Genomic DNA, 23,960 nt, shown 5'->3' with positions numbered 1-23,960 from the left:
TCGACCGAGACGAAAGCCAGCGATACCAGCGCGCCGCCGCCCAGCCCCTCGACCAGGCGGCCGGCGAGAAACACCGGCATGGAGGGCGCGGTGGCGCAGATCAGCGCGCCGGCGGCATAGAGCAGAGCGGCGACCGTGACGTTGGAGCGCAGCGCGACATAGCTGACCATGCGGCCGGCTGCCGCGCCAGCGACGATGGCGCCGAGCTCATAGACCGCCAGCGACCAGCCGACGAACTGCACGCCGGCGAGATCGCCGACCATGGCAGGCATCACTGTCGCCACCATCGTTTCGTTGGTGGCGTGCAGCAGGATGCCGAGGCTGATGAAGCAGAAGCGCGCCAGRTCGCCGCTCGCCCACAATGCGCGCCAGTCGACCCTGTTTGTGCTGATTTCAGTCATGTCCACCCCAGTCATGCATATCTCGATGCCGGCGCATGGCACCAGAAGCCAGCAAAGGTTTCCGGCAGGACCATGCGCAGCGCGATCGAGGCGCTGCTTCAGTGGGGCAGGCTTGTAGGACCTCAACCGCGGTTGAGTTCAAGCGGTTTTTTCAAGCGGTCAATTCTCGGTGCTGCGCAGTTGGAACTGGCTGACGCCGATGGCGAGATTGATGCCTGTCTGCGTCTGCAGGCTGAAAGGCTGGAGGGTGAAGGACTGCGACGAGCCGCCGACCAGCAGGTTGGCGCCGGCACCGACGGCCGCCGTCACCTCGGCGCTGGCGCCGATATAGTCGCCCGCCAACGCACCGGGCGCGTAGATGTTCTTCAGCGGCGTCAGCACCAGCCAYCGCATCACCGCCTGCTTTGTCGTGCCGATGTCGAGRCCGTATTTGTTGACGGCGCCGAAATAGGCCTCCGGTGCGAAGCTCTTGTCGGTCGGGGTGAAGGTGCAGCTTAGATCCTTGCTCGAGCCGAAGATGAAGCCGGTGCCGCCCGATATGGCGCATTCAAGCGTGCCGAGCTCGATGCCGCGGTCCTGCGCTTGCGCTTGTGGCACGCCAAGCACGATTGCAATCACGGCAGCGGCAATGGCTGTCTTCGGCATGGCGGTCCCCTCAAAATCAAACGGCTCGCAACCATCCTATCTGGTTCCGAGCCGCAAGGTAGAGGTCGTGGAGCAAATGGCTCCCTGCAATCACTTGAGCGAGTGGATCAGCTCAAGCGAGGTCACGGCGACGGCGAGATTGACGCCAGTCTGTGCCTGGACACTGAGCGGCTCCAGCATGAAGGCGCTGTCGAAGCCGCCGACCAGCAGATTGGCGCCGCCACCGGTGACGACGCTCGCCTCGGCGTTGACGCCGTAATAGCTGCCGGCAAGGTCACCCGCATCGCGGTCGCGGGTCGCGGCAAAAACCGCCCAGACAAGCTGGCCCTGATGCGTCTGGCCGAGATCGACGCCGATCTTGGAGATGACGCCGGTGTAAATCTCCGACGGTCCATGGTGATAGGGACGGAAGACGCAGGACACGCCCTTGTTGGAAGCGACGATGTAGCCGGTGCCGCCGTCGATGGTGCAGTCGAGCGTGCCGAGTTGCAGCTTGCCGGCGCTGGCCGGGGCGGCAGCGAATACGGTCGTTGCAAGGGCAGCGGCGCAGAMGAGTTTCTTGATCATGGGAGGGTCCTTTCGTAAATCGCTTGGAAATAACGGCTTGAGTGGCCAGACCGTTCCGTCGAAAACTTGGCGTGAACAAGGCAAGGGCTAATGCATTGCTGCAGGGGTTAACGCGCGGTTGCCCGATTGGCGGCGATAGCCAGCGCGGCGTGTCCTTTCGGACACGCAAACAGCCCGTATTGCTTAGCCGGTTAAGCCGAAGCCGATGTCAGCTGGCGCTGCCACCGACGCGCGACAAGCCGTCCTTGGCCGGCTGGTAGCTGGGGTTGAGGCGGACGGCTTCCTTATAGGATTTCGCCGCCTTCGCCTTGTCGCCGCGCCGCTCGTAGATCAGCGCCTGGTTGGCCCAGGCCTCGGCRTTCTKGCCRTCGAGYTTGATGGCCATGTTGAAGTCGGMGAACGCATTGTCCTCGTCACCGGTGGCCAGATAGGACAGGCCACGGCCGTTGTAAGGTTCTGCGGCATCCGGCGCCAGCGAGATGGCGGTCGAGAAATCCTCGATGGCGAATTTGTGCTGGCCCTGGCTCTGATAGATCAGGCCGCGATTGTGGTAGGCGCGGGCGTCCGTCGTGTCGAGCTGGATCGCCTTCTGGAAGTCGCTGAAGGCATCCTGGGTGCGGCCGGCCTTGCGGTAGAGATTGCCGCGGCCGATATAGGCGGCGTCATAATTGCCGTTGATCTGGATCGAGCGGTTGTAGTCGGCGAGAGCGGCTTCCTGATTGCCGAGGAAGCGCTGGATGAGCGCGCGGTTCGAATAGGCCTGGTAGAAATTCGGATTGAGCTGAATGGCCTGGTTGAAGTCCTTGAGCGCCGCCTGGTACTGGCCGCCGCGGCCATAGGCCGAGCCGCGCACATTGTAGCCTTCGGGATCCTGGGGATTGCGCTGGATCACCGCCGAAAGCGACGAGATGTTCTCGCTCGATCCTTGCGCCTTGTCGATGTTGTTGAACTCGCCGGTCGGGCCCGATGTCTGGCAACCCGCCAGCACCAGTCCGGAAAGCAGGGCCGCTGTCAGGGCGAAACCACGCAATGCGGTCCCGCGCTCCACGCTCGTTGCGTTCATGTCTGCCCTGTCCTCACTTGCGCCGTCATTCGGGTCCGGATCCCCCCTCCGGGCCGGGTCACGTCAAAAACAAAAAGGTGGCGGCGATTCCGCATCGCGCCACCTCTAGTATCCTTCGAAAAGGACGAAAAATAGGCGTTAGAACCGCGGCGGACGCGGCGCACCACCTGCACCGCCGGCGGCGCCAGCAGCAACCGGGCGCGGCGTCATCGGCAGCAGGCCTTCGCGCTGRGCRCGCTTGCGGGCCAGCTTGCGGGCGCGGCGAACGGCTTCAGCCTTTTCACGGGCGCGCTTCTCGGAAGGCTTCTCGTAGTGACCGCGCATCTTCATTTCGCGGAAAATGCCTTCGCGCTGCATCTTCTTCTTGAGCGCGCGAAGCGCCTGATCAACGTTATTGTCGCGGACGAGTACCTGCACGGGCAATCCTGTCTTTCGGGTTTGATATCATCAGGCAAGCGGCCATAGCCACTAGCCTCCGCGGCGGTCGACACCACGAATTGTGGCGGCTGATAGCAGAATCAGGCTGCGCTGTCCACAGTCGAAATGCAGGACGACAGCCAAATTGCCACGGTAGGCCAAAGATAGGGCGCCAGCTACGCCGTGGCCAGGTGCAGCCGTTCGAAATCCTCGAAGAATTCGCCGTAGTCGCAGGTGATCTCCTCGCCTGCGGCAATGTCGCGGGTCGCGGTGGCGCCGCCATATTGCGAAAAATCGGTGTTCGGCGTCGCCGAATGGTTCATGAAGCGGCCGTTGTCGACCTCGTAGACCATGAAGCCCGGCCGATCCGGGCTCGGATAGGCATAGCGGTCGAGCAATTCCTTCAGAGGCTGGGGTGCTGCCTCATATTTGTCCATCGGGATCAGCCGGTCGAAATCCGGCTCGAGGCGCCAGATCGAGGCGCCTTTCCGGATCGGATCGGCGGCGAACATGCCGACGCCCTCGATTGCGCTCGCAGCCACATAGGTTCGGATCAGCATCATGGTTTCGGGACCCGTTTCGACGACAAAACGGAATCGCCAAATCGCGGGAAAAAAGCAAGACCGGCTGCCTGCGTCAAAGCGGCGAACCGGCCTGTTCGCCGCAAAAAACCTTCACGTCCGGTTGATCGAGACGCCGCCATCGGCAAACAGCGCGGTTCCCGTGGTGAAGCTCGAGGCGTCGGAGGCGAGATAAAGCGCCGAGCGGGCGATCTCCTCCGGCTGTGCCATGCGCTTCAAGGCATGGATGCCTTCGACGAAGGCGCGGGCCTCGGGCGTCGTCGTTGTCGCGCCGGGCGTATCGGTGCCGCCCGGCAGCAGTGCATTGACGCGCAGGCCTTTCGGCCCATATTCGGCGGCCAGAACCTGTGTCAGGCCGATCAGGCCGGCCTTGGCAGCGGCGTAGGCGGCCATGCCCGGCATGCCGGCAGTGTAGCCGACAAAGCTCGACGTGAAGATCAGCGAGCCGCCGCCGCGCTCCAGCATCGCCGGTATCTGGTATTTCGCACCGAGAAAGGCGCTGGTCAGGTTGATGTCCATGGTCTCGTGCCATGTCGCCGTCAGCATGTCGGGCAAAGGTGCCATCAAGCCGACGGCGCCGGCATTGTTGAAGGCGATGTCGAGCCCGCCGAAGCTTTCGACCGCCAGATCGACAAGGGCTTTTGCATAGGCTTCATCCCTGACATCACCGGCAAGCGCGACGGCCGTGCCTTCCGCGTCTGATATCTCGGCGACCAGCGTATCGAGCTCGGCCTGACGGCGGGCAGAGACGACGAGTTTCGCACCTTCCTCGGCGAAGAGTTTTGCCGTGGCGCGGCCGATGCCGGAACTGGCGCCGGTGACGATGGCGATCTTGTTGGCGAGTGCGAGCATTTTTCTGCATCCCTGTTCTTCGTGCCGGTCTCGCCGGCAATCGGGATGCTTGGTCGCAGATGAAGCAGGTCGGAGCCACCCGATACCTGCACAGGTCGCGTCGTTCCGAACTATTGCTTCAGCAGCCAACCGAGCCGGTCGAGTGAAAATGCGTAGCTGATGGCGATGAGCAGGGCGACGATGATGCCCGTGGTCATGTAACCGGCGGCATAGAATCCGGCAGCGCCGCCGAACAGGATGACCAGTTCGAGCATCAGCCGTACCGTGCCCGGCACAGGCACCGGTGCGCGGCCCGAACGGCTCGGGTCGTCGAGCACCGCGAAAGTACCCCACAGCACGGCCGCAATGAGCGGCAAGGCCAATGCGAGGATCCAGCGCCACCATCCGCCGGACAGGTTCCAGCCCGCTATGCCGAGACCGAGCAAGGCGGCAAGTTCCAGCAGGAAACGTAGCGTCAGATTCCACCAGGCGTTACCCATAATCATCCTTTGGAGTTTCGCGGCGGACAATGTGGCCGAAGGCCTTCATGGGAGCCAGCCCGCATGGGTCTTTTTCGCCGCGGCGCAAAACGGCAAGCGCCGTCGCAAACAGCGCAAGGGTGGAAGCGCGGTTTCGCTAGTGATACACCTCGCGCGCCGGGGCTGAGTGAACGCCCTGCCGCCATTTGCGAGGCTGGAACGTTGAAAAAATATTCGGTATTCGCCATCGCCCGCGAGGCCATGCGCGGCCACAAGGGTTGGGAGGAACAATGGTCCTCGCCAGAGCCGAAGAAGGAATACGACGTCATCATCGTCGGCGCCGGCGGCCATGGCCTGGCCACGGCGTACTATCTCGCCACAGTGCATGGCATCACCAATGTCGCGGTGCTGGAAAAGGGCTGGCTTGGCGGCGGCAACACYGGCCGCAACACCACCATCATCCGTTCCAACTATCTCTATGACGAGAGCGCAGGCATTTACGACCACGCGCTGAAGCTGTGGGATGGGCTCAGCCAGGAGCTCAATTACAACGTCATGTATTCGGCGCGCGGCGTCATGATGCTCGCCCACAATGTGCACGAYATCCAGGTGCTGAAGCGCCATGTCCATGCCAACCGGCTGAACGGCATCGACAATGAATGGCTGACGCCGGAGCAGGCGAAGGAATTCTGCCCGCCGCTGAATATCTCCAGAGATGCGCGCTATCCGGTCGTTGGTGCTGCSCTGCAGCGCCGCGGCGGCACGGCGCGSCACGATGCGGTGGCCTGGGGCTATGCGCGCGGCGCTTCGGCGCGTGGCGTCCACATCATCCAGAAYTGCGARGTCACCGGSGTCAAGCGSGCGCYGAACGGCGCGGTCATGGGTGTCGAYACGACGCGCGGCTTCATCGGCGCCAAGAAGGTYGGCGTSGTYGCSGCCGGCCATTCCTCMGTCATCATGAACATGGCTGGCGTGCGCATGCCGCTTGAAAGCTATCCGCTGCAGGCGCTGGTTTCGGAGCCGATCAAGCCGGTGGTGCCTTGCGTGGTAATGTCGAACACCGTGCACGCCTATATCTCGCAGTCCGACAAGGGCGAGTTGGTGATCGGCGCCGGCACCGACCAGTATGTCTCCTATTCGCAGACCGGCGGCCTGCACATCTTGCAGCATACGCTGGACGCCATCTGCGAGATGTTCCCGATCTTCACACGCATGAAGATGCTGCGTTCGTGGGGCGGCATCGTCGACGTGACGCCGGACCGTTCGCCGATCCTGGCCAAGACGCCGGTGCCCGGCCTCTATGTCAATTGCGGCTGGGGCACGGGCGGCTTCAAGGCGACGCCCGGTTCGGGCCATGTCTTTGCCCATACCATCGCCAAGGACGATCCGCATCCGATCAACGCGCCCTTCACCATCGAGCGCTTCCGCACCGGCCGCCTCATCGACGAAGCGGCGGCGGCGGCGGTGGCGCACTGATGATGATGGCCGAGATCGCTGTTGCGGTGCCGCTGGTGCTAGCGGGAGAACAGGGCATGTTCCATCTGCCGTCGCCGGAAGAGGTGCGCACGCAGCCGATCAGCCGCGCCGGAAACGAAGCCAACTGGCCGTTTTCGGTTGACGACGGCATACTGGCCTGCGTGTGGAGCGGCGGCCAGAAGGTGGTGATGTTCGTGGAGAACAGGCCTTCCGATCTTGGCGAGGACGAACCATTCGAGCCACGTCGCGTCATCGTCACGACCGATCCGATGCAACTCACCATCGGCAACATGGCGTATCGCGACCTGTTTCGCCCAGCCGCAAGCGTGGAGGAGCGCATCCGGCTCGTCGCGCCATTTGCGGCTATGGGCCAAAGGCTTTGCGACCAACCGGCCGGCGCCCACGTCGGCCACGGCGAATTGTAGGAACAAAGACGATGCTTCTCATCCGCTGCCCCTATTGCGAGGAAGAGCGCCCGGAGCTCGAATTCCGCAACGCCGGCGAGGCGCATATTGCGCGCTCGGCCAACATGGCGGGCGAGAGCGACGACGACTTCGAAAAGTTCTTCTTCATCCGCTCGAATCCCAAGGGCATCATCTATGAGCGCTGGCGGCACATGCATGGCTGCGCCCGCTTCTTCAACGCGGTGCGCGACACCGTCACCGACAAGTTCGTCATGACCTACAAGGCCGGCGAACCCAAACCCGCCAAGCTGCCGGGAGTTGCCAAATGAGCGGCGCGTTCCGCATCCCGAGAGCCGGTCGCCTCAGCCAGGCCAAGACCGCGCGCTTCAGCTTCGACGGCCAGTCCTATGCCGGCATCGAGGGCGACACGCTGGCTTCGGCGCTGCTTGCCAATGGCGTGCATCTGGTCGGCCGCTCGTTCAAGTATCACCGTCCGCGCGGCTTCCTGTCCGCCGGGGCTGAAGAGCCGAACGCGCTGGTACAGATCGTGCGTGACGACGCGCGCAAGACGCCCAATGTGCGCGCCACCGTGCAGGAGCTCTATGACGGGCTCGCCGCCAACTCGCAAAACCGCTGGCCGTCGCTAGCCTTCGACGTCGGCGCGGTCAACGATTTGGCATCGCCGATGTTTTCGGCCGGCTTCTACTACAAGACCTTCATGTGGCCGAAGGCGGCGTGGAAGAGCCTTTACGAGCCCAAGATCCGTGAAGCCGCTGGCCTCGGCGTTTCGCCCGACAAGCCCGATCCCGACCATTATTCCTCGCGCTATGCGCATTGCGACGTGCTGGTGCTGGGCGGTGGTGCCGCGGGTCTAGCGGCGGCATTGGCAGCGGCCGAGACCGGCGTGCGTGTCATCCTCGCCGACGAGCAGGCCGGGTTCGGCGGCAGCCTGCGTTTCGAGACCGGGGCGAAGATCGATGGCCAGGACGGTTTTGCCTGGGCACAAGGTGCGATCGCCAAGCTGAGCGCCATGGATAATGTCCGCGTCCTCTCGCGCACGACCGCCTTTGGCTATTACGCGCAGAATTTCGTCGGCCTGGTCGAGCGCGTCAGCGATCATCTGAAGGCCCCCGGCCATGATTTGCCACGCGAGCGGCTGTGGCAGGTGCGCGCCAAGCGCGTCGTGCTGGCCTCGGGCGCCATCGAGCGCCACATGGTGTTCGCCAACAATGACCGGCCGGGCATCATGCTGGCCGGTGCGGCCCGCACATTCCTCAACCAGTATGGCGTGGCGGTCGGCAGGAATGTCGGCGTCTACACGGCCAATGATTCCGCCTACGCGGCGGCGATCGACCTGAAGAAGGCCGGCGTCAATGTCGCGGCGATCGTCGATCTGCGCGACAACCCGACCGGACCGGTGATCGACGAGGCGCGGGCGCTCGGCATCGAGATCAATTTCGGCCGCGCTGTGATCCGCGCCGGCGGCAAATTGCGTGTATCCTCTATGACCGTGCAGCCGAAGAATGGMGGCGGCGAGCGCACYATTCCSGTCGATGCGATCCTGATGTCGGCCGGCTGGACGCCGTCGGTGCACCTGTTCTCGCAATCGCGCGGCAAGGTCGCCTTCAACGACGAGACCAAGCGCTTCGTGCCCGGTACCTATGCGCAGGACTGCGTCTCGGTCGGCGCCTGCAACGGCACTGACGGGCTGTCAGCGACAGTGGACGAAGCCTATGCGGCTGGGGCCAAGGCAGCGAAAGATGCCGGCGCGAAGGATTCCAGCGCCAAGACCGCCAAGGGCACGAAGCCGAAGGTCGACGCCTCGGAAAGCTGGTCGCGCGGCATGCTGGGCGCGGCACCCGGCGCCGGGCCAGACACCACGGTCAAGGCCTTCGTCGATTTCCAGAACGACGTTACCGCCAAGGACATCCGCCAGGCGGTGCATGAAGGCATGCGCTCGATCGAGCACGTCAAGCGCTTCACCACCAACGGCATGGCGACCGACCAGGGCAAGACCTCCAACATGCACGGCCTGGCGATTGCGGCCGAGACGTTGGGCAAGCCGATCCCCGAAGTCGGCCTGACCACGTTCCGCGCGCCCTACACGCCGGTCACCTTCGGCGCGATCGTCAGCCATGCGCGCGGGCCGCTGTTCGACCCGACGCGCAAGACCGCGATCCATCCCTGGGCCGAAGCGCAAGGCGCGGTGTTCGAGGATGTCGGCCAGTGGAAGCGCGCCTGGTATTTCCCGAAGGCCGGCGAGGACATGCATGCGGCGGTCGACCGCGAATGCGTAGCGGTGCGTACCAATGCTGGCCTGTTCGATGCCTCGACGCTCGGCAAGATCGAGGTCGTCGGGCCGGATGCGGCCAAGTTCATGGAACTGCTCTACACCAATCCGTGGGAGAAGCTGGAACCCGGTCGCTGCCGCTATGGCATCATGCTGCGCGAGGACGGCTTCATCTATGATGACGGTGTCGTCGGCAGGCTGGCGCCGGACCGTTTCCATGTGACGACGACGACCGGCGGCGCGCCGCGCGTCATGAACCATATGGAGGACTATCTCCAGACCGAGTTCCCGCATCTCAATGTCTGGCTGACCTCGATCACCGAGCAGTGGGCGGTCATCGCGGTGCAGGGTCCGAAGTCGCGCGACATCATCGCCCCGCTGGTCGAAGGCATCGACATGTCCGACGAGGGGCTGCCGCATATGTCGGTGCGCGAAGGCAAGATCTGCGGCGTGCCGACCAGGCTGTTCCGCATGTCGTTCACCGGCGAGCGCGGCTTCGAGGTCAATGTGCCGGCCGATTACGGCCAGGCCGTCTGGGAAGCGCTGTGGGCCGAGGGCCAGAAGCATGGCGCCGCCGCTTACGGCACCGAGGCCATGCACGTGCTGCGCGCCGAAAAGGGCTACATCATCGTCGGCCAGGATACGGACGGCACCGTGACGCCGAACGACGCCGGCCTCGACTGGGCGGTCGGCAAGAAGAAGACCGACTTCGTTGGCATCCGCGGCCTGACGCGGCCCGATCTGGTCGCCAAGGGCCGCAAGCAGCTGGTTGGTCTCAAGACCAAGGACCCGAAGGTGGTGCTGGAAGAGGGCGCGCAGATTGTCGAGGATCCCAAGCAGCCGATCCCGATGAAGATGATCGGCCACGTCTCCTCGAGTTACTGGTCGCAGAATTGCGGCCGCTCGATTGCGCTGGCGCTGGTCGCCGGCGGTCGCGACCGTATGGGCGACACGCTCTATGTGCCGATGCCGAACGGGGTGATCGAAGTGGAGGTTACCGGCATGGTGTTCTTCGACGAGACGGGAGGCCGCCTCAATGGCTAAGGCTGCTGCGAAAAAAGTAACAACCACCGCAACGCCTTCGGTCGAGCGCCGCCCTGCACTGGCTGGACGCACCGTCTCCGCGACGGGTGTCAAGGTCGCGGTGCTGCCGCCGGCGGAGCGCATCTCATTGCGCGCGCCGGAGGCTTCGGTCGCTGCCCTATCGAAGGCGCTTGGCCTGACCTTGCCGAAGAAGCCGAAGACTTCGGCGTCGAAGGCAGGGCGCACGGCGCTGTGGCTCGGCCCTGACGAGTGGCTGGTCATCGACGAAGCCGGCAAGGACCCGCTGGCCGATTGCGCAGGGGTTGCCGCGTTGCATTCGGCGGTCGGCATCTCTCACCGCAACATTGCGATATCGGTCACCGGTCCGGCGGCCGAAGCCGCGATCAATTCGGGCTGCCCGCAGGACCTTTCGCTCGATGCCTTCCCGGTGGGCGCGGCCTCGCGCACCATTCTCGGCAAGACTGAGATCGTGCTGTTGCGCACGGCCGAGGACGCCTTCCGGGTGGAGTGCTGGCGTTCCTTCTCGGACTATGTCTTTACTTTCCTGTCCGAGGGAGCACGCGACGCGGCGGGCTGATCCCGGAACGTTTGCCGCCCGCGCCCGTTGTGCGGCAACAGGTCGAGGGAGAAGTGCCGATGCCATCAAAATCCGCGCCGAAGTCGCCGGTGAAAAAGACGTCGGCAGTCCGTTCGCTCGAGCATGAGCAACACGAAGCGCCAAGCGCTGAACAGGAACTCGAGGAAGGCCTCGAGGACACCTTTCCGGCCAGCGACCCGGTGTCCATCACCAGTTCGGCGATCCCCGGCGCGCCCGCAAAGCCGGGTAAGGCCAAGACCGTCCCCGGGCGGAAACCCCGCAAGCCCTGATTTTCCGCAATTTTGGTTGAAAGGCATCTTCCCAAGGCATCGCCAGTTGAGATATTCAAAGCGCTTTGGAGAGGAAAAATGCCGATCAAAGCTGTCGTCTGGGGCGAGAACGTCCATGAGCAGACCAATGCCGCCGTGCGTGACCTCTATCCCCTGACCATGCATGGCACGATTGCCGCGGCGCTCAACCAGGACAAGGGCATCGAGGCGACCACAGCCACCTTGCAGGAACCCGAGCACGGCCTGAGCGAGAAGCGTCTTGCCGCCACCGATGTGCTGCTGTGGTGGGGCCATGCGGCGCATGGCGAGGTCAAGGACGAAATCGTCGAGCGCGTGCAGAAGCGGGTCTGGGAAGGCATGGGGCTGATCGTGCTGCATTCCGGCCATTACTCGAAGATTTTCAAGCGGCTGATGGGCACGCCCTGTTCGCTGAAGTGGCGCGAGGCGGGCGAGCGCGAGCGGGTCTGGGCGATCAACCGCAGCCACCCGATCGCGCAAGGCATCGGCGAATGCCTGGAGATCGGCGAAACGGAAATGTACGGCGAGCCGTTCGCGGTGCCGGAGCCGCTGGAGACGGTGTTTGTCTCCTGGTACGAGGGAGGCGAGGTGTTCCGGTCGGGGCTGACCTACCAGCGTGGCGCGGGCCGCATCTTCTATTTTTCACCCGGCCACGAGACCTATCCGATCTATCACAATGAAGGCGTGCGGCAGGTGCTGCGCAACGCCGTGCACTGGGCGCACAACCCGGCGCCCGCATGGTCCGGCATCACCAACGCGCCCAACGTGCCGACGGACAAGGCCAAGGAGAAGATCGTCCAGAAGGGCCTGCGCCTGCATGCCGATGGCGACAAGGGCCTGAGTTGATGGGGGTTGAGTTAATGGGGGACCTGATCTGATGCATCGCCTGCTCTTGCTCGGCACCGGCTGGATCGCCGGACATCATATCGAAGAGTTCGCAAAAGTTCCTGGCTGCAGCATTGTCGCCTGTGTCGATCAGCTGCCTGGCCGCGCGGCGGCGTTTGCCGCCGCCAACAAGATCGGCGACTTCTTCGAGAGCCTTGAAGCGGCGATCGCCTGGGGCGATTTCGACGCCGCCATCAACGCCACTCCGGACGGTGTGCACAAGGCGACGACGCTGGCGTTGCTTGCCGCGGGAAAACATGTCTTTTGCGAAAAGCCGCTGGCACCGAACCACGCCGATGCACTTGCCATGACCGAAGCGGCAGAGGCCGCCGGTCTCGTCAACATGGTCAATCTAACCTACCGCAATTCACCGGCGATCCAGGAAGCACGGCGTCTGGTGCTGGCAGGCGCGATCGGCGAATTGCGCCATGTCGAGGCGAGCTACAAGCAGAGCTGGCTGGTCAGCAAATCCTGGGGGGACTGGCGCGTCGAGGACAAGTGGCTGTGGCGCCTGTCGAGCCGGCACGGTTCGACAGGCGTTCTGGGCGATGTCGGCATCCACATTCTCGACTTCGCCACCTATGGCGCGGCCCAGGATATTGTCAGCCTGCACGCCGATCTGGTGACGTTTCCGAAGGCCGACGGCAACCGGATCGGCGACTATGTGCTGGACGCCAATGACAGTGTGGCGATGACGGCACGGCTGACATCCGGCGCGCTGGCGACGATCATGGCGAGCCGCTACACAACCGGCCATGGCAATGATTTGTCTCTGGCGCTGCATGGCACCAAAGGAGCGCTCAAGGTCGAGACCGATGGCAAGGTGGYACGGCTCTCGGCTTGCCTGGGAGAGGACGTCGATGTTCAGCTCTGGCGGGAGCTAGCCCTGCCGGATGTCAAGCGCAACGCCCAGCGTTTTGTCGATGCGCTGGATGCCGGGCAGAATGGCGCCCCGTCCTTCCGGCGCGCCGCGGACATGCAGAGGCTGATCGACGCGGCCTTTGAAAGTTCAGCCGCCAGACTGCCGGTTACATCAGGCTGAAATATCCGCCTGGCCGGCTTGTGCCGGCCAGAAGTGTTTCACGCAAATCTTAGAACGCGCTCGGCACGATCCACGGGTTGATGCTGATGCCGAGGCGCGGGCCGTTGCCTTCAGCGGTATTTTCCGTGGCGCCCTTCTTCTCGACCGACCCGGTCGAGGCGCAATCGAGCTTCACATTGGTCTTGGTGTCGACGCAGCTCGCGGCCGGCACGTGCTTGACCGGCTGGGTGGCGCTGGCGGCAAAGGCCGAGCCGGAAAGGGCCAACACGGCGGCGAGGGTGAGGAGGGTCTTTTTCATCGTCAGTCTCCGTTTTCAACGGTTAAATTCTTTCCGTACATGTACGGTATGACGTACAAATACGACCGCTGATCGCGAAGTTCAAGTCAAAATCGTACGCGTACGATAAATTGTTTGTTAACCAAGAAATTGCCCTCGGTTTGGTTGGGAGGGATGGCGAGGAGGTGTGGAGCGAAGGAGATGTCGTTCAGCAGTCGACCGGAGTCTCGGTCAATGGCGGCACGTTCTGGGTGCTGAGTGCGGCCAGTTGGAGATCGCACATCCGTTTCACGAAAGCATATGGGTCGCCGAAGGGGTAGAAGGGGAAGGTGATCAGCAGCGAGATCGTGCCGTGGCCGACCGCCCACAGCATGGTGGCGATGGCGCGCGGATCGCCTTGCAATTTGCCGGCGACGACGCAGGCTTCGACCCGGGTGATCAGCGCCTTCATCGCCGGGTTGGCCTCGTGCATTTCTTCAAAACTCCGGCCTTCCGGCAGCGTGGTCTTTTCGGTCATGAAAACGGTGCGGTATTCATTGGGATTGCCGAGGCCGAAAGCGGCATATTCAGTCATCACCGCCCGCAGGGCCTCGATCGGATCGTCGGACGGATGCTCCTCGATGCGGCGGGCAAGCGTCTCGAAGGCGTCTTCGGCAAGTGCAAACAGAATGTCCTGCTTGTCGGCGAAATAGGAATAGACCGACATCGGCGCATAGCCGACCCGCTTGGCAAGTTTGCGGATGGTCAGGCCCTCATAGCCTTCTTCCTGGACGAGCTTGTGCGCGGCTTCGAGCAGTTCGGAGCGCAGTTCGGCCTTTTGTTTTTCGCGGCGTTTCTGGACGCTCGGCGGCAAAATCTGGTGCCTTCGTTTGGTTGGTGCGTGGCTAAATCATATACGCTGTACGGAAACGGACAAGGGCACGGGAAGTTCCCATGCGGCATGGTTCAGATGGCGCCAACACCGCCGTCGATGGCCAGTGCGTGGCCGGTCATGAAGGAATTGGCCGGGTCGGCGGCGAACAGGATGGCGGTGATGACTTCGTCGACTTCCGCCACGCGCTTCATCGGCACGCCGCGTGTCAGTTCGGCCAACGCCTCTGCCTCCGGCGCGCCGGATASGYGCACGAAGCYGTCGACCATYGCYGTYCTGGTGTGGGCMGGGCAGATGGCGTTGATGCGCACRCCCTTGGTGGCGTATTCGGCGGCSGCCGATTTGGTCARSCCGACGACGCCATGCTTGGCGGCAGCATAGACCGAAAGTTTCGGCGCGCCGACCAGCCCGGCAACCGAGGCGATGTTGACGATGGCGCCACCCTTGGCCGTAGCCTTGAACTGCCGCTCCATCTGCGGGATCTGGTGCTTCATGGCATAGAAGACACCGAACAGGTCGATCTCCAGGATGCGGCGGGCTTCGTCCGACGCGACCTGCGGCAGGCGCACGAAACTCTGGACGATGCCGGCATTGTTGACGGCGACATCCAGCCGGCCGAATTGTTCGACAGCCAGCCTGACCAGATCCTCGGAGAGTTTCTCGTCGGCTATGTTGCCGGCCAGGATCGCCATTTCGGCCGGCAAGGTCGAGGCAAGATCGGCGAGTGCCTTTTCGTCGATGTCCGACAGCACCAGCCGCGCACCCTCGGCGGCAAAGCCTTTCGCGGCGCCACGGCCGAGCCCGCCGGCGGCACCCGTGATCAGCACTGTTGCCCCGTCAAAGCGGCCCATCACGCCGCCTTATCGATCAGTCTGGCGGCGAGATGCGAAAGCAGCTTTACCGCTTCGCCGTAGGTTCTGGCCTTTTCGGGATTGGAGGCGTTGCCGTCCAGCGCGCGCTTGTAGACGCCCTGGCAGATCGCCGCCAAGCGGAAGAAGGAGAAGGCGAGGAAGAAGGTCCAGTTGCCGATGCCGCTGAGCCCGCGCCGCCGGCAATAGGCGGCGACATAGTCTTCTTCGGAGGGCAGGCCGAGCGCAGCGCGGTCGATACCGCCTAGGCCGCGAAAACCGGAGGCATGCGGCAGGCGCCATTGCATGCATTGATAGGCGATGTCGGCGAAGGGGTGGCCCGATGTCGACAGTTCCCAGTCGAGCACCGCGATGACCCTTGGCTGGTCCGGCGCGAAGATCAGATTGTCCAGTCGGTAGTCGCCATGCACCAGCGATATCAGGCCGTCGTCTGCGGGCATGTGCGTTTCCAGCCAGGCGATCAGCTGGTCCATGTCGGCAATGCTGCCGGTTTCCGAGGCGCGGTATTGGCTGGTCCAGCGCGCCAGCTGCCGTTCGAAATAATTGCCTGGCCGGCCGAAATCGCCGAGACCCACGGCCTCGACATCGACGTCGTGCAGGGCCGCGAGCGTGCCGTTCATGGCGTCATAGATCGCGGCGCGCTCGTCGTTGTCGCACGCTTCCGGCAGCGCCGGATCCCAGAAGATGCGGCCGTCGAGGAAATCCATGACATAGAACATGCGGCCGATCGGCGAGTCCTCTGCCGACAGATGCAGCATTGCGGGCACCGGCACGGCGGTGCCGGCGAGCGCCTTCATCACCCGGAATTCGCGGTCGACCTGATGCGCCGATTTCAGCAATTGCCCCGGCGGCTTGGCGCGCAACACATAGCGGCCGCTGGCCGCCGTCAGCAGATAGGTCGGGTTGGACTGGCCGGATTTGAACTTTTCGATGGCAGCGAGCCCGGAAAAGCCCGGGATTTCCGCCTCGAGGTAAGGCGCAAGCGCTGCCTGGTCGAGCGCGTTGGCGTCGTTCATGCGGTCTCGGGCTGGCGTTCGATCAGGGTGAGCGTCAGCCAGCGGGCGGTCAGCGCCGGTTTCTTGGAACCTTCGATTTCGATCGTCACGTCATGCGCGGTCTGCACCCAGCCTGACGGCCTGACCTTGACGTCGGCCAGCACGAAACGGGTGCGGATGCGCGCACCGGTCTTCACCGGCGCCAGGAAGCGCAGCGAATCGAAGCCGTGATTCACACCCATCTTGCCGTTTTCCAGCGGCGGCATGGTCTCGAAGGTCATTGCCGAGAGCAGCGACAGCGACAGGAAGCCGTGGGCGATGGTGCCGCCGAACGGCGTCTCGCGCTGGGCCCGCTCGGGGTCGCAGTGGATGAACTGATGGTCGTCGGTGGCGTCGGCGAATTGGTCTATCATGCGTTGCGTCACCACCCGCCAGGGTGAGACGCCRACTTCCTTGCCGACACTGGCCAMAAGCACATCGAGACTGATCGGTTCCAAGCTCATGTCCTCCAGTTCACCTCCGGCTTCTACGGCCGGAAAATGTCATTCCTTGAACAAGGTCAATCCATGCTGCACCGACTGCCCGCCGTCGATCGGCAGGATGGCGCCGGTGACATAGCTGCCTGCACGGCTGCACAAATAGAGCGTTGCGCCGGCAATGTCATCCGGCGCGCCGATACGGCCGATCGGAACATGATTGCCGACATGCCTGGCCTGTTCATCCGTACCCGTGGCAAAGGCCGTCATCCGGCTCTGGAAGGGGCCGGGAGCGAAGGCGTTGACGGTGATGCGGCGTGCGGCAAATTCGAGCGCGAGCGTGCGCGTCAGATGATGCACCGCGGCCTTGGACGCGGTGTAGGAATAGGCGTCGTCGGCCAGCGGCTGCGTGCCCATCACCGAACCCAGATTGATCACCCGGGCCGGATCGGCGTCGCTGGCGGCGGCTTCGAGCAGCGGCAGCAATTCGCGCGTCAGGTGGAAGACGGCTGTAACATTGACGCCAAGCACCTTGGCCCATGCCGAATAGGGGAAGCTCTCCAGCGGCGCGCCCCAGGAAACGCCGGCATTGTTGATCAGAATATCGAGCTTGCCGGTCCGCGCCTTGACCTCGGCGACAAGTGCGGCGATGCCGGCTTCGCTGGAGACGTCGCCGGTGAAGCCTTCGGCTGGGCCAGGCGCGCCAAGCCCGTTCAATTCATTGGCGACCTTGATGCAATCCTCGCCCTTGCGCGACGCGATCATGACGCTGGCGCCGGCTTTCACCAGTGCTGTTGCCGCCATCCGGCCGATGCCGGTTGCCGCTCCCGTCACCAGCGCGGTCTTGCCGGCCACGGAAAACAGCTCGTCGAGATAGGCCATCCCAATCCTCCGCGCTCTGCCTCGACATGCGGGCAAAGAGTTCGCGTTGACAAGGCTATCCGAAGTACGGTCATCCTTGCCACTGACAAAATGCCGGGCCTCTATGAAGGGTTAGCGACCGATGACGGAGATGAATCTCGGCATGACCGAGCGGCTGAAGCCGATCCATGCGCGCGTCGCGGCCATGGTGCGCGACGAGATCATGCCGCTCGACAAGGAATTCCTGGGCGAGGTGGGCAACGCAGGCGATCGCTGGGTCTACAGCACGCGCCAGAGCGAGATCCTCGAAGGGCTGAAGAAGACCGCCAGAGAGCGCGGCCTGTGGAACTTCTGGCTGACCGGCTCGGAACGCGGCTACGGCCTGTCCACTGTCGAATATGCCTATCTCGCCGAGGAGATGGGCAAGGCGCATCTCGGCGCCGAGACCTTCAACTGCTCGGCGCCCGACACCGGCAATATGGAGGTGCTGGAACGCTACGGYTCRGYSGACCACAAGAAAACATGGCTTGAACCGCTTTTGGATGGAAAAATCCGCTCGGCCTATCTGATGACCGAGCCKGATGTCGCCTCWTCCGACGCCACCAACATCGCGATGCGCTGCGAGCGGCAAGGCGACGACTATGTGCTCAATGGCGAGAAATGGTGGGCGTCGGGCGCCGGCGATCCACGCTGCGCCATCTACATCGTCATGGTACGGACCGGGGGCGACGGAGAACCGCAGCACCGCCGCCATTCGATGATCCTGGTGCCTGCGGACACCAAAGGCGTGACCAAGGTCCGCGCCATGCAGGTCTATGGCGACGATGACGCGCCGCATGGCCATATGCACCTTCGCTTCGACAATGTCAGGGTACCGGCCTCGAACCTGATCCTCGGCGAGGGCAGGGGGTTCGAAATCGCGCAGGGGCGGCTTGGCCCCGGCCGCATCCATCACTGCATGCGCGCCATCGGCCAGGCCGAGATGGCGCTGGAGATGCTGTGCCAGCGTTCGGTGCGCCGCGAGGCCTTCGGCCAGAAGCTGGCGAAACTCGGCGCCAATTTCGACATCGTCGCCGAATGCCGCATGGAGATCGAGATGGCSCGGCTGCTYTGYCTCAAGGCGGCGTGGATGATCGATCAGGGCGATGCGCGCGCCGCTGCCCCGTGGATCAGCCAGATCAAGGTSATCGCGCCGCGCGTCGCGCTCAAGGTTACCGACGAGGCGGTGCAGATGTTCGGCGCGCAAGGCATCAGCCAGGACACGCCGCTGGCGCGTTCGTGGACGCATCTGCGGACATTGCGCCTCGCCGATGGGCCCGATGCCGTGCATCGCCGCCAGGTGGCGCGGACGGAGCTGAAGAAATACACGCAGGAGAAGATCTGAGCGGCAGCTCGGCCCGCTGCGCTATGGTCCTTCTGCCAGCAACCAAGGAGTGTCACCGATGACCATTCCCTCCGAAATGAAGGCGCTGCTTCTGGTCGGCGACGGCTACACCAAGACGCCGAGCGGCAGTGTACTTGAGGCGATGGAGCCCTATCTCGAACCAGGCAGTATCGCTGTGCCGACGCCTGGACCGAGCCAGGTGCTGATCAAGGTCAGCCTGGCCTCGATCAATCCATCCGACGTCGCCTTCATCAAGGGCCAGTATGGCCAGCCGCGCGCCAAGGGCCGGCCGGCGGGCTTCGAGGGTGTCGGCACGGTTGTCGCCGGCGGCGACGAACCCTATCCCAGGAGCCTCGTCGGCAAGCGCGTCGCCTTCGCCACCGGCCTCAGCAACTGGGGTTCGTGGGCCGACTTTGCCGTCGCCGAGGCGGCAGCCTGCATTCCGCTTCTCGACACGGTTCGTGACGAGGATGGTGCGGCGATGATCGTCAATCCGCTCACCGCGATCGCCATGTTCGACATCGTCAAACAGGAGGGCGAAAAGGCCTTCATCATGACCGCCGGCGCCAGCCAGCTCTGCAAGCTGATCATCGGCCTGGCCAGGGAGGAGGGCTTTCGGCCAATCGTCACCGTGCGCCGCGATGAGCAGATCGCGTCTCTGAAAGAGATCGGCGCTGCGCATGTGCTCAACGAGAAAGCGCCGGATTTCGAGACCTCACTGCGCGAGGTGATGAAGGCCGAACAACCGCGCATCTTCCTCGACGCGGTCACCGGGCCGCTGGCCTCGGCCATCTTCCATGCGATGCCGAAACGGGCGCGCTGGATCATCTACGGCCGGCTCGACACGGACGCCACCATCATCCGCGAACCCGGCCAGCTGATCTTTCAGCACAAGCACATCGAAGGTTTTTGGCTGAGCGAATGGATGCGGCAATCCAAGGAGCGGCGTGGTCCGGCGATCCTAGAAGCGCAGAAGCGGTTTTCCGACGGGCGCTGGTCTACCGATGTGACGGCTATCGTGCCGCTCGCCGAGGCAATCGCGCGGGTGCCGACGGAACTGGCCAAGCCCAACGGCAAGGTTTTTATACGGCCTTGAGTGACCATGGCTGGGTGAGATGAAGTCCGGCAACTGAAAGAAATGGGCTGCTTATGAGAAGATGGTGGTTTGTGCCGATCGTCCTGCTGTCGATGGTCGGCACTATCGGCGCACAGGCGGCCGACAAATTTCCGCCGTTTTGGCGCAAGGCCATGACGAACGATCCGAATACGAATTACTTTCTCAAGAAATATTCCGCTCCCCTGGACGACCCCGCCGCGACCGCGGTCAGGAACATCATGCTGGCGCGGGTGATCGGCGCCGAATGTCAGTCGTCCAGGCTCAACAAGGCCAAGGTCAAAGCCTACCGCGACAGGACGATCGGCCCGCTCACGCCCGAGCAACTTAAAGCAGCAGCGTTCGAAGGCGGTAGTGCGTTGCGCAGTTTCAACTATCAGGATCTCGCTTACCTCTGTGCCGGCATCGACTATCAATTCGGACCGAAAGGGGTGCTGATCCCGGGTGCCGTATCGACTGGCAAGGGTGAGCCAAAGGATCCATACGACCCGCGCAATCCCTATTTTCGCCTGCCTGAATTTACAGGTGACTAGTCAGGTCGCCTGCTTCGGGTTGGCTAAGATGAAGACGGGTTCCGACATTCGAGGCGAATGAAGGTGTGGCCTTAGCGCCGATCACCCCCCTATGCCGCGCCGCTTTGTCCGTGATATGCCGCCGCCATCGAATGCCGGGATAGTGCTGGACTGAGCCTGTTCCGGGGTGTTGTGGGGTGTCTTGATGACGATGTCCAAGCCGGTTTTCGACCGTTTGGGACTTGGCCTGTGGATCGGAGCGTTCCTGATCGTTCTTGCCTTGGTCCTGTGGTCTCCGCACACGCGGACGGTCTGGCAAGCCTATATAGACGGCAGTGAGGCGCTGCTGGCCCGCCGGCCGCTCTACAATCTCCAATCCGAGATGGGCTATCTCTACGCGCCGGCCTTTGCCGCGCTTTATGTTCCATTGGTAAAGCTCGGTCCGCATCTCGGCGGCCTGCTGTGGCATATTATCGGTTTCGCGGTGCTGACCTTCGCCGCGATGCGGCAGGTGCGCAAGCTCGGCGGCGGGGAATTGCCATGGCTGCTGTCCTTCGGGCTGTTCCTCGCTCTGCCGATGGCGCTGGGTGCGATCCGCAACGGCCAGGCGACGATCCTGTTGACCGGCGCCTGCTGGCTCCTCACTTTGTCTGCGCTCGAAGGCCGGCGCGCCGAAACCTTCTTCTGGGCCTCGCTTGCCATCATCGCCAAGCCGACCGCGATCATCATGCTGTTGTTGGTGGGAGCCCTGCGTTTCCGGCTGATACCGGTGCTGGTGCTGGCCGTGCTGTTCGTGCTCGCTTTGCCCTATGCTTTCGCTCCCGCCAGCTATCTCAACGACCAGTATCTTGCTTTTGCCGGGATGTTGACCTCGATGGCTGTCGACAACACCAGCCACTTCGTTCCCACCGACTTCACGGCGCCCTTCACGAAAATGGGGCTGCCCATCCCGGAATTCGGCGCTACGATCGTGCGGGTCGTGATGGCCCTGTTCACGCTCTCCGCGGTTATCTGGTTCGACCGCAAGCTCGAACGCGGGACCGCCGGGCTCGCCATCTTCCTGACGGCGACGTTCTACATGTGCGTCTTCAACCCGCGTGTCGAGCCCAACACCTATGCCATGATCGCCGTGCCTGCCGGTCTCGCTATCGCCTTGTTGTGGCGCGAGGAACGAGGCGGGGTCCTGGCCTCGGTGCTGGCGGTGACCCTGTTCCTCACAGGGCTAACCGGCGTCGAACGCCATATCCAGGATTTGACGTATCCCTGGTTCCGGCCGATCACCGTCACGGTTATCGCCGGTTCCCTGATCTGGTGGTTCTGGGCGAAAGCACGAGACAAGGTGACACGAGACAAGGTGATGAATGAAAGGCCTGTGGCAAATGGCTGAGTCGCGGCCTGTTCTCGATATCGTGGCGCCGTTCTTCAACGAGGCGCAATCGGCATCGGCGTTTGCCGCATTGCTCGACAAGCTGGAAGCCACGGTGGCGCAGCGCTTCGGCATGGCAGTCCACAAGATCCTGGTCGACGACGGCAGCCGCGACGATAGCGCGGAGCGGTTTTCGCGGGCACTGTCGGGGTCCTGGGAGATCGTGCGGCTCAGCCGCAATTTCGGCAAGGAGGTCGCGGTGCTCGCCGGCCTCGACCAGTCGCGCGGCGACATGGCGCTGGTCATGGACGCCGACCTCCAGCATTCGATGGACACCAGCCTGAAGATGATCGCCGAGCTGGTGGAAAACCGCGATATCGATGTCGTCTACGCGCAGAACGACCGCCGCGAGGCCAGCTGGCGGCGCAGCCAGCTGGCGCGGCTTTTCTACAGCCTGATCAACAGCAGCCAGCGTTTCGACATTCCCGAGAATGCGGGAGATTTTCGCGTCATGCGCGGTGCCGTGGTGCGCGCGCTGACGAGCCTGCGCGACAAGCGGCGCTTCAACAAGGGCCTGTTCGCCTGGGCGGGCTTTCGCCAGAAAGCCATGCCCTATTCGCCGGAGAATCGCGCCAGCGGCACCTCGAAATGGAGCCGGCTCAACCTGATTGCCTTCTCGCTGGAGGGATTTACGTCCTTTTCCGTCATCCCGTTGCGCATCATCAGCCTGAGCGGGATGCTGGCGGCATTGGCGGGCCTCGTTTACGGCGCCAAGGTGTTCTTCGAGGTGATGTTCTACGGCATCGCCGTCCCCGGCTATCCCAGCCTGATGGTCGCCGTCGTCCTGCTCGGCGGCCTCAACCTCACCTTGCTCGGCCTGATCGGCGAATATGTCTGGGTCACGCTTTCGGAGAGCAAGGATCGGCCGGTCTATATCGTGCGCGATGTCCTGCGCGGCGACGTTCCGGACAGGCCGACAGGCGCGCCCGGCGCATGACGCGGCGCATCCGCCTGATCGCTGACGACTACGGCCTGGCGCCGGGCGTCTCCACCGGGATTCTCGACCTGCTCGATCGCGGCCGCCTGACCGGCACCAGTTGCATGACCGGCTTTCCGGAATGGCCTGATGCGGCGACGCGGATCAAGCCGCTGTGCGGCCGCGCGGCGGTCGGGCTGCACCTGACCCTCACCGACCAGCCTGCCGTCACCGGCCGGTCGAGCCTGGCGCCGGAGGGCCGACTGCCGCCGCTGCGTTCGCTGGCATTGCCGGTCCTGCGCGGCAGCATTGACGAGCGGGATGTCCATGCCGAGCTCGACGCCCAGCACAACCGTTTCGTCGAGGCGCTTGGCCGCCAACCTGACTTCATCGACGGCCACCAGCACGTGCATTTCCTGCCGGTCGTGCGCAAATGGCTGCGCGCGCATTTTTCCGAAGCTGGCGGCAGGCCGATACTGCGCGGTGCGCCGGCACTTGGCAATGCCGTCGTGGCGCCGAAAGTCGCGGCAATCGCCGCCGTGGCTGCCGGTTTCAATGGGTCGATGCGGCGCGCCGGCTTCAGCCTTTTCGAGCCGCTCGCCGGCATCTATGACTGGCGGCAACCCGAGAGATTTGCGCCGGTTCTGCAGGCCGCCGTCGACGCACTGCCGGAACGAGCGCTATTCATGTGCCACCCCGGCCATGTCGACGAGACGCTGCGGGCGCGCGACCCGATGCAAGGCGTGCGCGAGGTGGAGTTCGCGGTCCTGGCCTCGGACGATTTCGGCGACAGCCTGGCCCGCGCCAATGTCGAGATCATGGACGGCCAGGGATGAGCGGCGCGGACCAGCCCCGACGTTCGACCGGCAGCAAGATCGTTCGCTTTGCCATCGTCGGACTGGTCAATACGGCCATCGACCTTGCCGGCTTCTTCGTGTTGCTCAAGCTGCATGTCCCGCCGCTGCCGGCCAATGTCACCTCCTGGTTCATTGCCGTCATCTTCTCTTTCACCGCCAACAGTTTGTGGTCGTTCGAGCGCGATCGGACCATTCGGCTGCGCGATGCCTTCCTTCGCTTCGTCTCGCTGGGTGCGCTGATTTCGCTCGGCGTCTCCAGCCTTTCGCTCGCGCTGTTCGCCGGCATCGCCGGCGTGTGGCCGGCCAAGATCGGCGGCGTCATCGTGGCGGCGGTGCTGAATTTCCTCGCCGCACGCTGGTCGATCGAGGGCCGGCTGCTGAAATAGACGGAA

29 protein-coding genes are annotated in these 23,960 nt (G+C 63.7%); 15 read left to right on the top strand and 14 right to left on the bottom strand.

The genetic code is table 11. The annotated features are described in order from the left end of the window. The 8 genes from AC1DX0_RS02200 to AC1DX0_RS02165 all read right to left on the bottom strand — a co-directional run. The coding region (locus AC1DX0_RS02200; RefSeq protein ID WP_477354162.1) for an MFS transporter at window positions 1-401 on the bottom strand (401 nt) is incomplete at its 3' end. Window positions 402-560: 159 nt separating this feature from the next. Next, window positions 561-1,046, bottom strand: coding sequence for a DUF992 domain-containing protein (locus AC1DX0_RS02195; protein ID WP_477220094.1), 486 nt, complete (start codon window positions 1,044-1,046; stop codon window positions 561-563). A 90-nt stretch (window positions 1,047-1,136) separates the two neighbouring features. After that, entirely contained in the window at window positions 1,137-1,613 is a 477-nt protein-coding gene (locus AC1DX0_RS02190; RefSeq protein WP_477354159.1) for a DUF992 domain-containing protein, read from the bottom strand. A 208-nt stretch (window positions 1,614-1,821) separates the two neighbouring features. After that, window positions 1,822-2,676 (bottom strand): tetratricopeptide repeat protein, encoded by an 855-nt coding sequence (locus AC1DX0_RS02185; RefSeq protein ID WP_477354156.1) that lies wholly within the window; start codon window positions 2,674-2,676, stop codon window positions 1,822-1,824. Window positions 2,677-2,814: 138 nt separating this feature from the next. Further along, on the bottom strand, window positions 2,815-3,093 hold the full coding sequence (rpsU, locus tag AC1DX0_RS02180) for a 30S ribosomal protein S21 (protein ID WP_023810129.1): 279 nt from the start codon (window positions 3,091-3,093) through the stop codon (window positions 2,815-2,817). A 176-nt stretch (window positions 3,094-3,269) separates the two neighbouring features. Next, window positions 3,270-3,656 (bottom strand): SET domain-containing protein, encoded by a 387-nt coding sequence (locus AC1DX0_RS02175; RefSeq protein WP_477220091.1) that lies wholly within the window; start codon window positions 3,654-3,656, stop codon window positions 3,270-3,272. 111 nt (window positions 3,657-3,767) lie between these two features. After that, complete coding sequence (locus tag AC1DX0_RS02170) at window positions 3,768-4,526, bottom strand: SDR family oxidoreductase (RefSeq protein ID WP_477220090.1); 759 nt, start codon at window positions 4,524-4,526, stop codon at window positions 3,768-3,770. Window positions 4,527-4,636: 110 nt separating this feature from the next. Beyond that, the gene (locus AC1DX0_RS02165; protein ID WP_477220089.1) at window positions 4,637-5,005 is read right to left on the bottom strand and encodes a DUF2568 domain-containing protein; all 369 of its coding nucleotides are present in this window, start codon (window positions 5,003-5,005) and stop codon (window positions 4,637-4,639) included. A 201-nt stretch (window positions 5,006-5,206) separates the two neighbouring features. Between AC1DX0_RS02165 and AC1DX0_RS02160 the strand changes: the two genes are divergently transcribed. The 8 genes from AC1DX0_RS02160 (at window position 5,207) to AC1DX0_RS02125 (ending at window position 13,010) form a co-directional block, all read left to right on the top strand. Continuing rightward, window positions 5,207-6,460 carry a sarcosine oxidase subunit beta gene (locus tag AC1DX0_RS02160; protein WP_477354153.1) on the top strand — a complete coding sequence of 418 codons (1,254 nt, stop codon included), beginning with the start codon at window positions 5,207-5,209 and terminating at the stop codon, window positions 6,458-6,460. Between the two features lie 2 nt (window positions 6,461-6,462). Then, on the top strand, window positions 6,463-6,885 hold the full coding sequence (locus tag AC1DX0_RS02155) for a hypothetical protein (RefSeq protein WP_477220291.1): 423 nt from the start codon (window positions 6,463-6,465) through the stop codon (window positions 6,883-6,885). 11 nt (window positions 6,886-6,896) lie between these two features. Continuing rightward, window positions 6,897-7,193: a sarcosine oxidase subunit delta gene (locus AC1DX0_RS02150; RefSeq protein ID WP_019861127.1), complete on the top strand. Its 297-nt coding sequence runs from the start codon at window positions 6,897-6,899 to the stop codon at window positions 7,191-7,193. Then, window positions 7,190-10,198 carry a sarcosine oxidase subunit alpha gene (locus tag AC1DX0_RS02145; RefSeq protein WP_477220087.1) on the top strand — a complete coding sequence of 1,003 codons (3,009 nt, stop codon included), beginning with the start codon at window positions 7,190-7,192 and terminating at the stop codon, window positions 10,196-10,198. The genes AC1DX0_RS02150 and AC1DX0_RS02145 overlap by 4 nt, the downstream gene beginning before the upstream one ends. Beyond that, entirely contained in the window at window positions 10,191-10,775 is a 585-nt protein-coding gene (locus tag AC1DX0_RS02140) for a sarcosine oxidase subunit gamma (RefSeq protein ID WP_477220086.1), read from the top strand. Before AC1DX0_RS02145 ends, AC1DX0_RS02140 begins: the two co-directional genes overlap by 8 nt. 59 nt (window positions 10,776-10,834) lie before the next feature. Further along, window positions 10,835-11,065, top strand: a complete 231-nt coding sequence (locus AC1DX0_RS02135) for a hypothetical protein (protein WP_172348645.1) — start codon at window positions 10,835-10,837, stop codon at window positions 11,063-11,065. 78 nt (window positions 11,066-11,143) lie between these two features. After that, entirely contained in the window at window positions 11,144-11,929 is a 786-nt protein-coding gene (locus AC1DX0_RS02130; protein WP_477220085.1) for a ThuA domain-containing protein, read from the top strand. Between the two features lie 31 nt (window positions 11,930-11,960). Further along, on the top strand, window positions 11,961-13,010 hold the full coding sequence (locus AC1DX0_RS02125) for a Gfo/Idh/MocA family protein (RefSeq protein ID WP_477354150.1): 1,050 nt from the start codon (window positions 11,961-11,963) through the stop codon (window positions 13,008-13,010). A gap of 49 nt (window positions 13,011-13,059) precedes the next feature. On the opposite strand, the gene AC1DX0_RS02120 is transcribed toward AC1DX0_RS02125, so the two are convergent. The 6 genes from AC1DX0_RS02120 to AC1DX0_RS02095 form a co-directional block, all read right to left on the bottom strand. Continuing rightward, window positions 13,060-13,308, bottom strand: a complete 249-nt coding sequence (locus AC1DX0_RS02120) for a DUF680 domain-containing protein (protein ID WP_477220083.1) — start codon at window positions 13,306-13,308, stop codon at window positions 13,060-13,062. Between the two features lie 187 nt (window positions 13,309-13,495). Further along, entirely contained in the window at window positions 13,496-14,140 is a 645-nt protein-coding gene (locus AC1DX0_RS02115) for a TetR/AcrR family transcriptional regulator (RefSeq protein ID WP_477220082.1), read from the bottom strand. Between the two features lie 92 nt (window positions 14,141-14,232). After that, a complete protein-coding gene (locus AC1DX0_RS02110; protein ID WP_477354146.1) occupies window positions 14,233-15,009 on the bottom strand; it encodes an SDR family NAD(P)-dependent oxidoreductase in 777 nt (258 codons plus the stop codon). Further along, window positions 15,009-16,043, bottom strand: a complete 1,035-nt coding sequence (locus tag AC1DX0_RS02105; protein ID WP_477220080.1) for a phosphotransferase — start codon at window positions 16,041-16,043, stop codon at window positions 15,009-15,011. Before AC1DX0_RS02105 ends, AC1DX0_RS02110 begins: the two co-directional genes overlap by 1 nt. Continuing rightward, window positions 16,040-16,525 (bottom strand): MaoC family dehydratase, encoded by a 486-nt coding sequence (locus AC1DX0_RS02100; RefSeq protein ID WP_477354143.1) that lies wholly within the window; start codon window positions 16,523-16,525, stop codon window positions 16,040-16,042. Before AC1DX0_RS02100 ends, AC1DX0_RS02105 begins: the two co-directional genes overlap by 4 nt. 39 nt (window positions 16,526-16,564) lie before the next feature. After that, entirely contained in the window at window positions 16,565-17,380 is an 816-nt protein-coding gene (locus AC1DX0_RS02095; protein ID WP_477220078.1) for an SDR family oxidoreductase, read from the bottom strand. A gap of 121 nt (window positions 17,381-17,501) precedes the next feature. Between AC1DX0_RS02095 and AC1DX0_RS02090 the strand changes: the two genes are divergently transcribed. The 7 genes from AC1DX0_RS02090 (at window position 17,502) to AC1DX0_RS02060 (ending at window position 23,954) form a co-directional block, all read left to right on the top strand. Further along, window positions 17,502-18,743, top strand: coding sequence for an acyl-CoA dehydrogenase (locus tag AC1DX0_RS02090; protein ID WP_477354140.1), 1,242 nt, complete (start codon window positions 17,502-17,504; stop codon window positions 18,741-18,743). 58 nt (window positions 18,744-18,801) lie between these two features. Further along, entirely contained in the window at window positions 18,802-19,839 is a 1,038-nt protein-coding gene (locus tag AC1DX0_RS02085; RefSeq protein ID WP_477220076.1) for a zinc-binding dehydrogenase, read from the top strand. A 71-nt stretch (window positions 19,840-19,910) separates the two neighbouring features. Beyond that, on the top strand, window positions 19,911-20,390 hold the full coding sequence (locus tag AC1DX0_RS02080; protein WP_477220075.1) for a hypothetical protein: 480 nt from the start codon (window positions 19,911-19,913) through the stop codon (window positions 20,388-20,390). A gap of 184 nt (window positions 20,391-20,574) precedes the next feature. Further along, window positions 20,575-21,756 carry a glycosyltransferase family 87 protein gene (locus tag AC1DX0_RS02075; protein WP_477220074.1) on the top strand — a complete coding sequence of 394 codons (1,182 nt, stop codon included), beginning with the start codon at window positions 20,575-20,577 and terminating at the stop codon, window positions 21,754-21,756. After that, window positions 21,749-22,732, top strand: coding sequence for a glycosyltransferase family 2 protein (locus AC1DX0_RS02070; protein ID WP_477220073.1), 984 nt, complete (start codon window positions 21,749-21,751; stop codon window positions 22,730-22,732). The genes AC1DX0_RS02075 and AC1DX0_RS02070 overlap by 8 nt, the downstream gene beginning before the upstream one ends. Then, window positions 22,729-23,547, top strand: coding sequence for a ChbG/HpnK family deacetylase (locus tag AC1DX0_RS02065; protein ID WP_477220072.1), 819 nt, complete (start codon window positions 22,729-22,731; stop codon window positions 23,545-23,547). The genes AC1DX0_RS02070 and AC1DX0_RS02065 overlap by 4 nt, the downstream gene beginning before the upstream one ends. Next, window positions 23,544-23,954 carry a GtrA family protein gene (locus tag AC1DX0_RS02060; protein ID WP_477220071.1) on the top strand — a complete coding sequence of 137 codons (411 nt, stop codon included), beginning with the start codon at window positions 23,544-23,546 and terminating at the stop codon, window positions 23,952-23,954. Before AC1DX0_RS02065 ends, AC1DX0_RS02060 begins: the two co-directional genes overlap by 4 nt. The last annotated feature ends 6 nt before the right edge of the window (window positions 23,955-23,960 follow it).

The organism is Mesorhizobium sp. P3_A9 (genome assembly GCF_056402975.1).
This window is presented reverse-complemented; position numbering and strand designations above follow the sequence as displayed.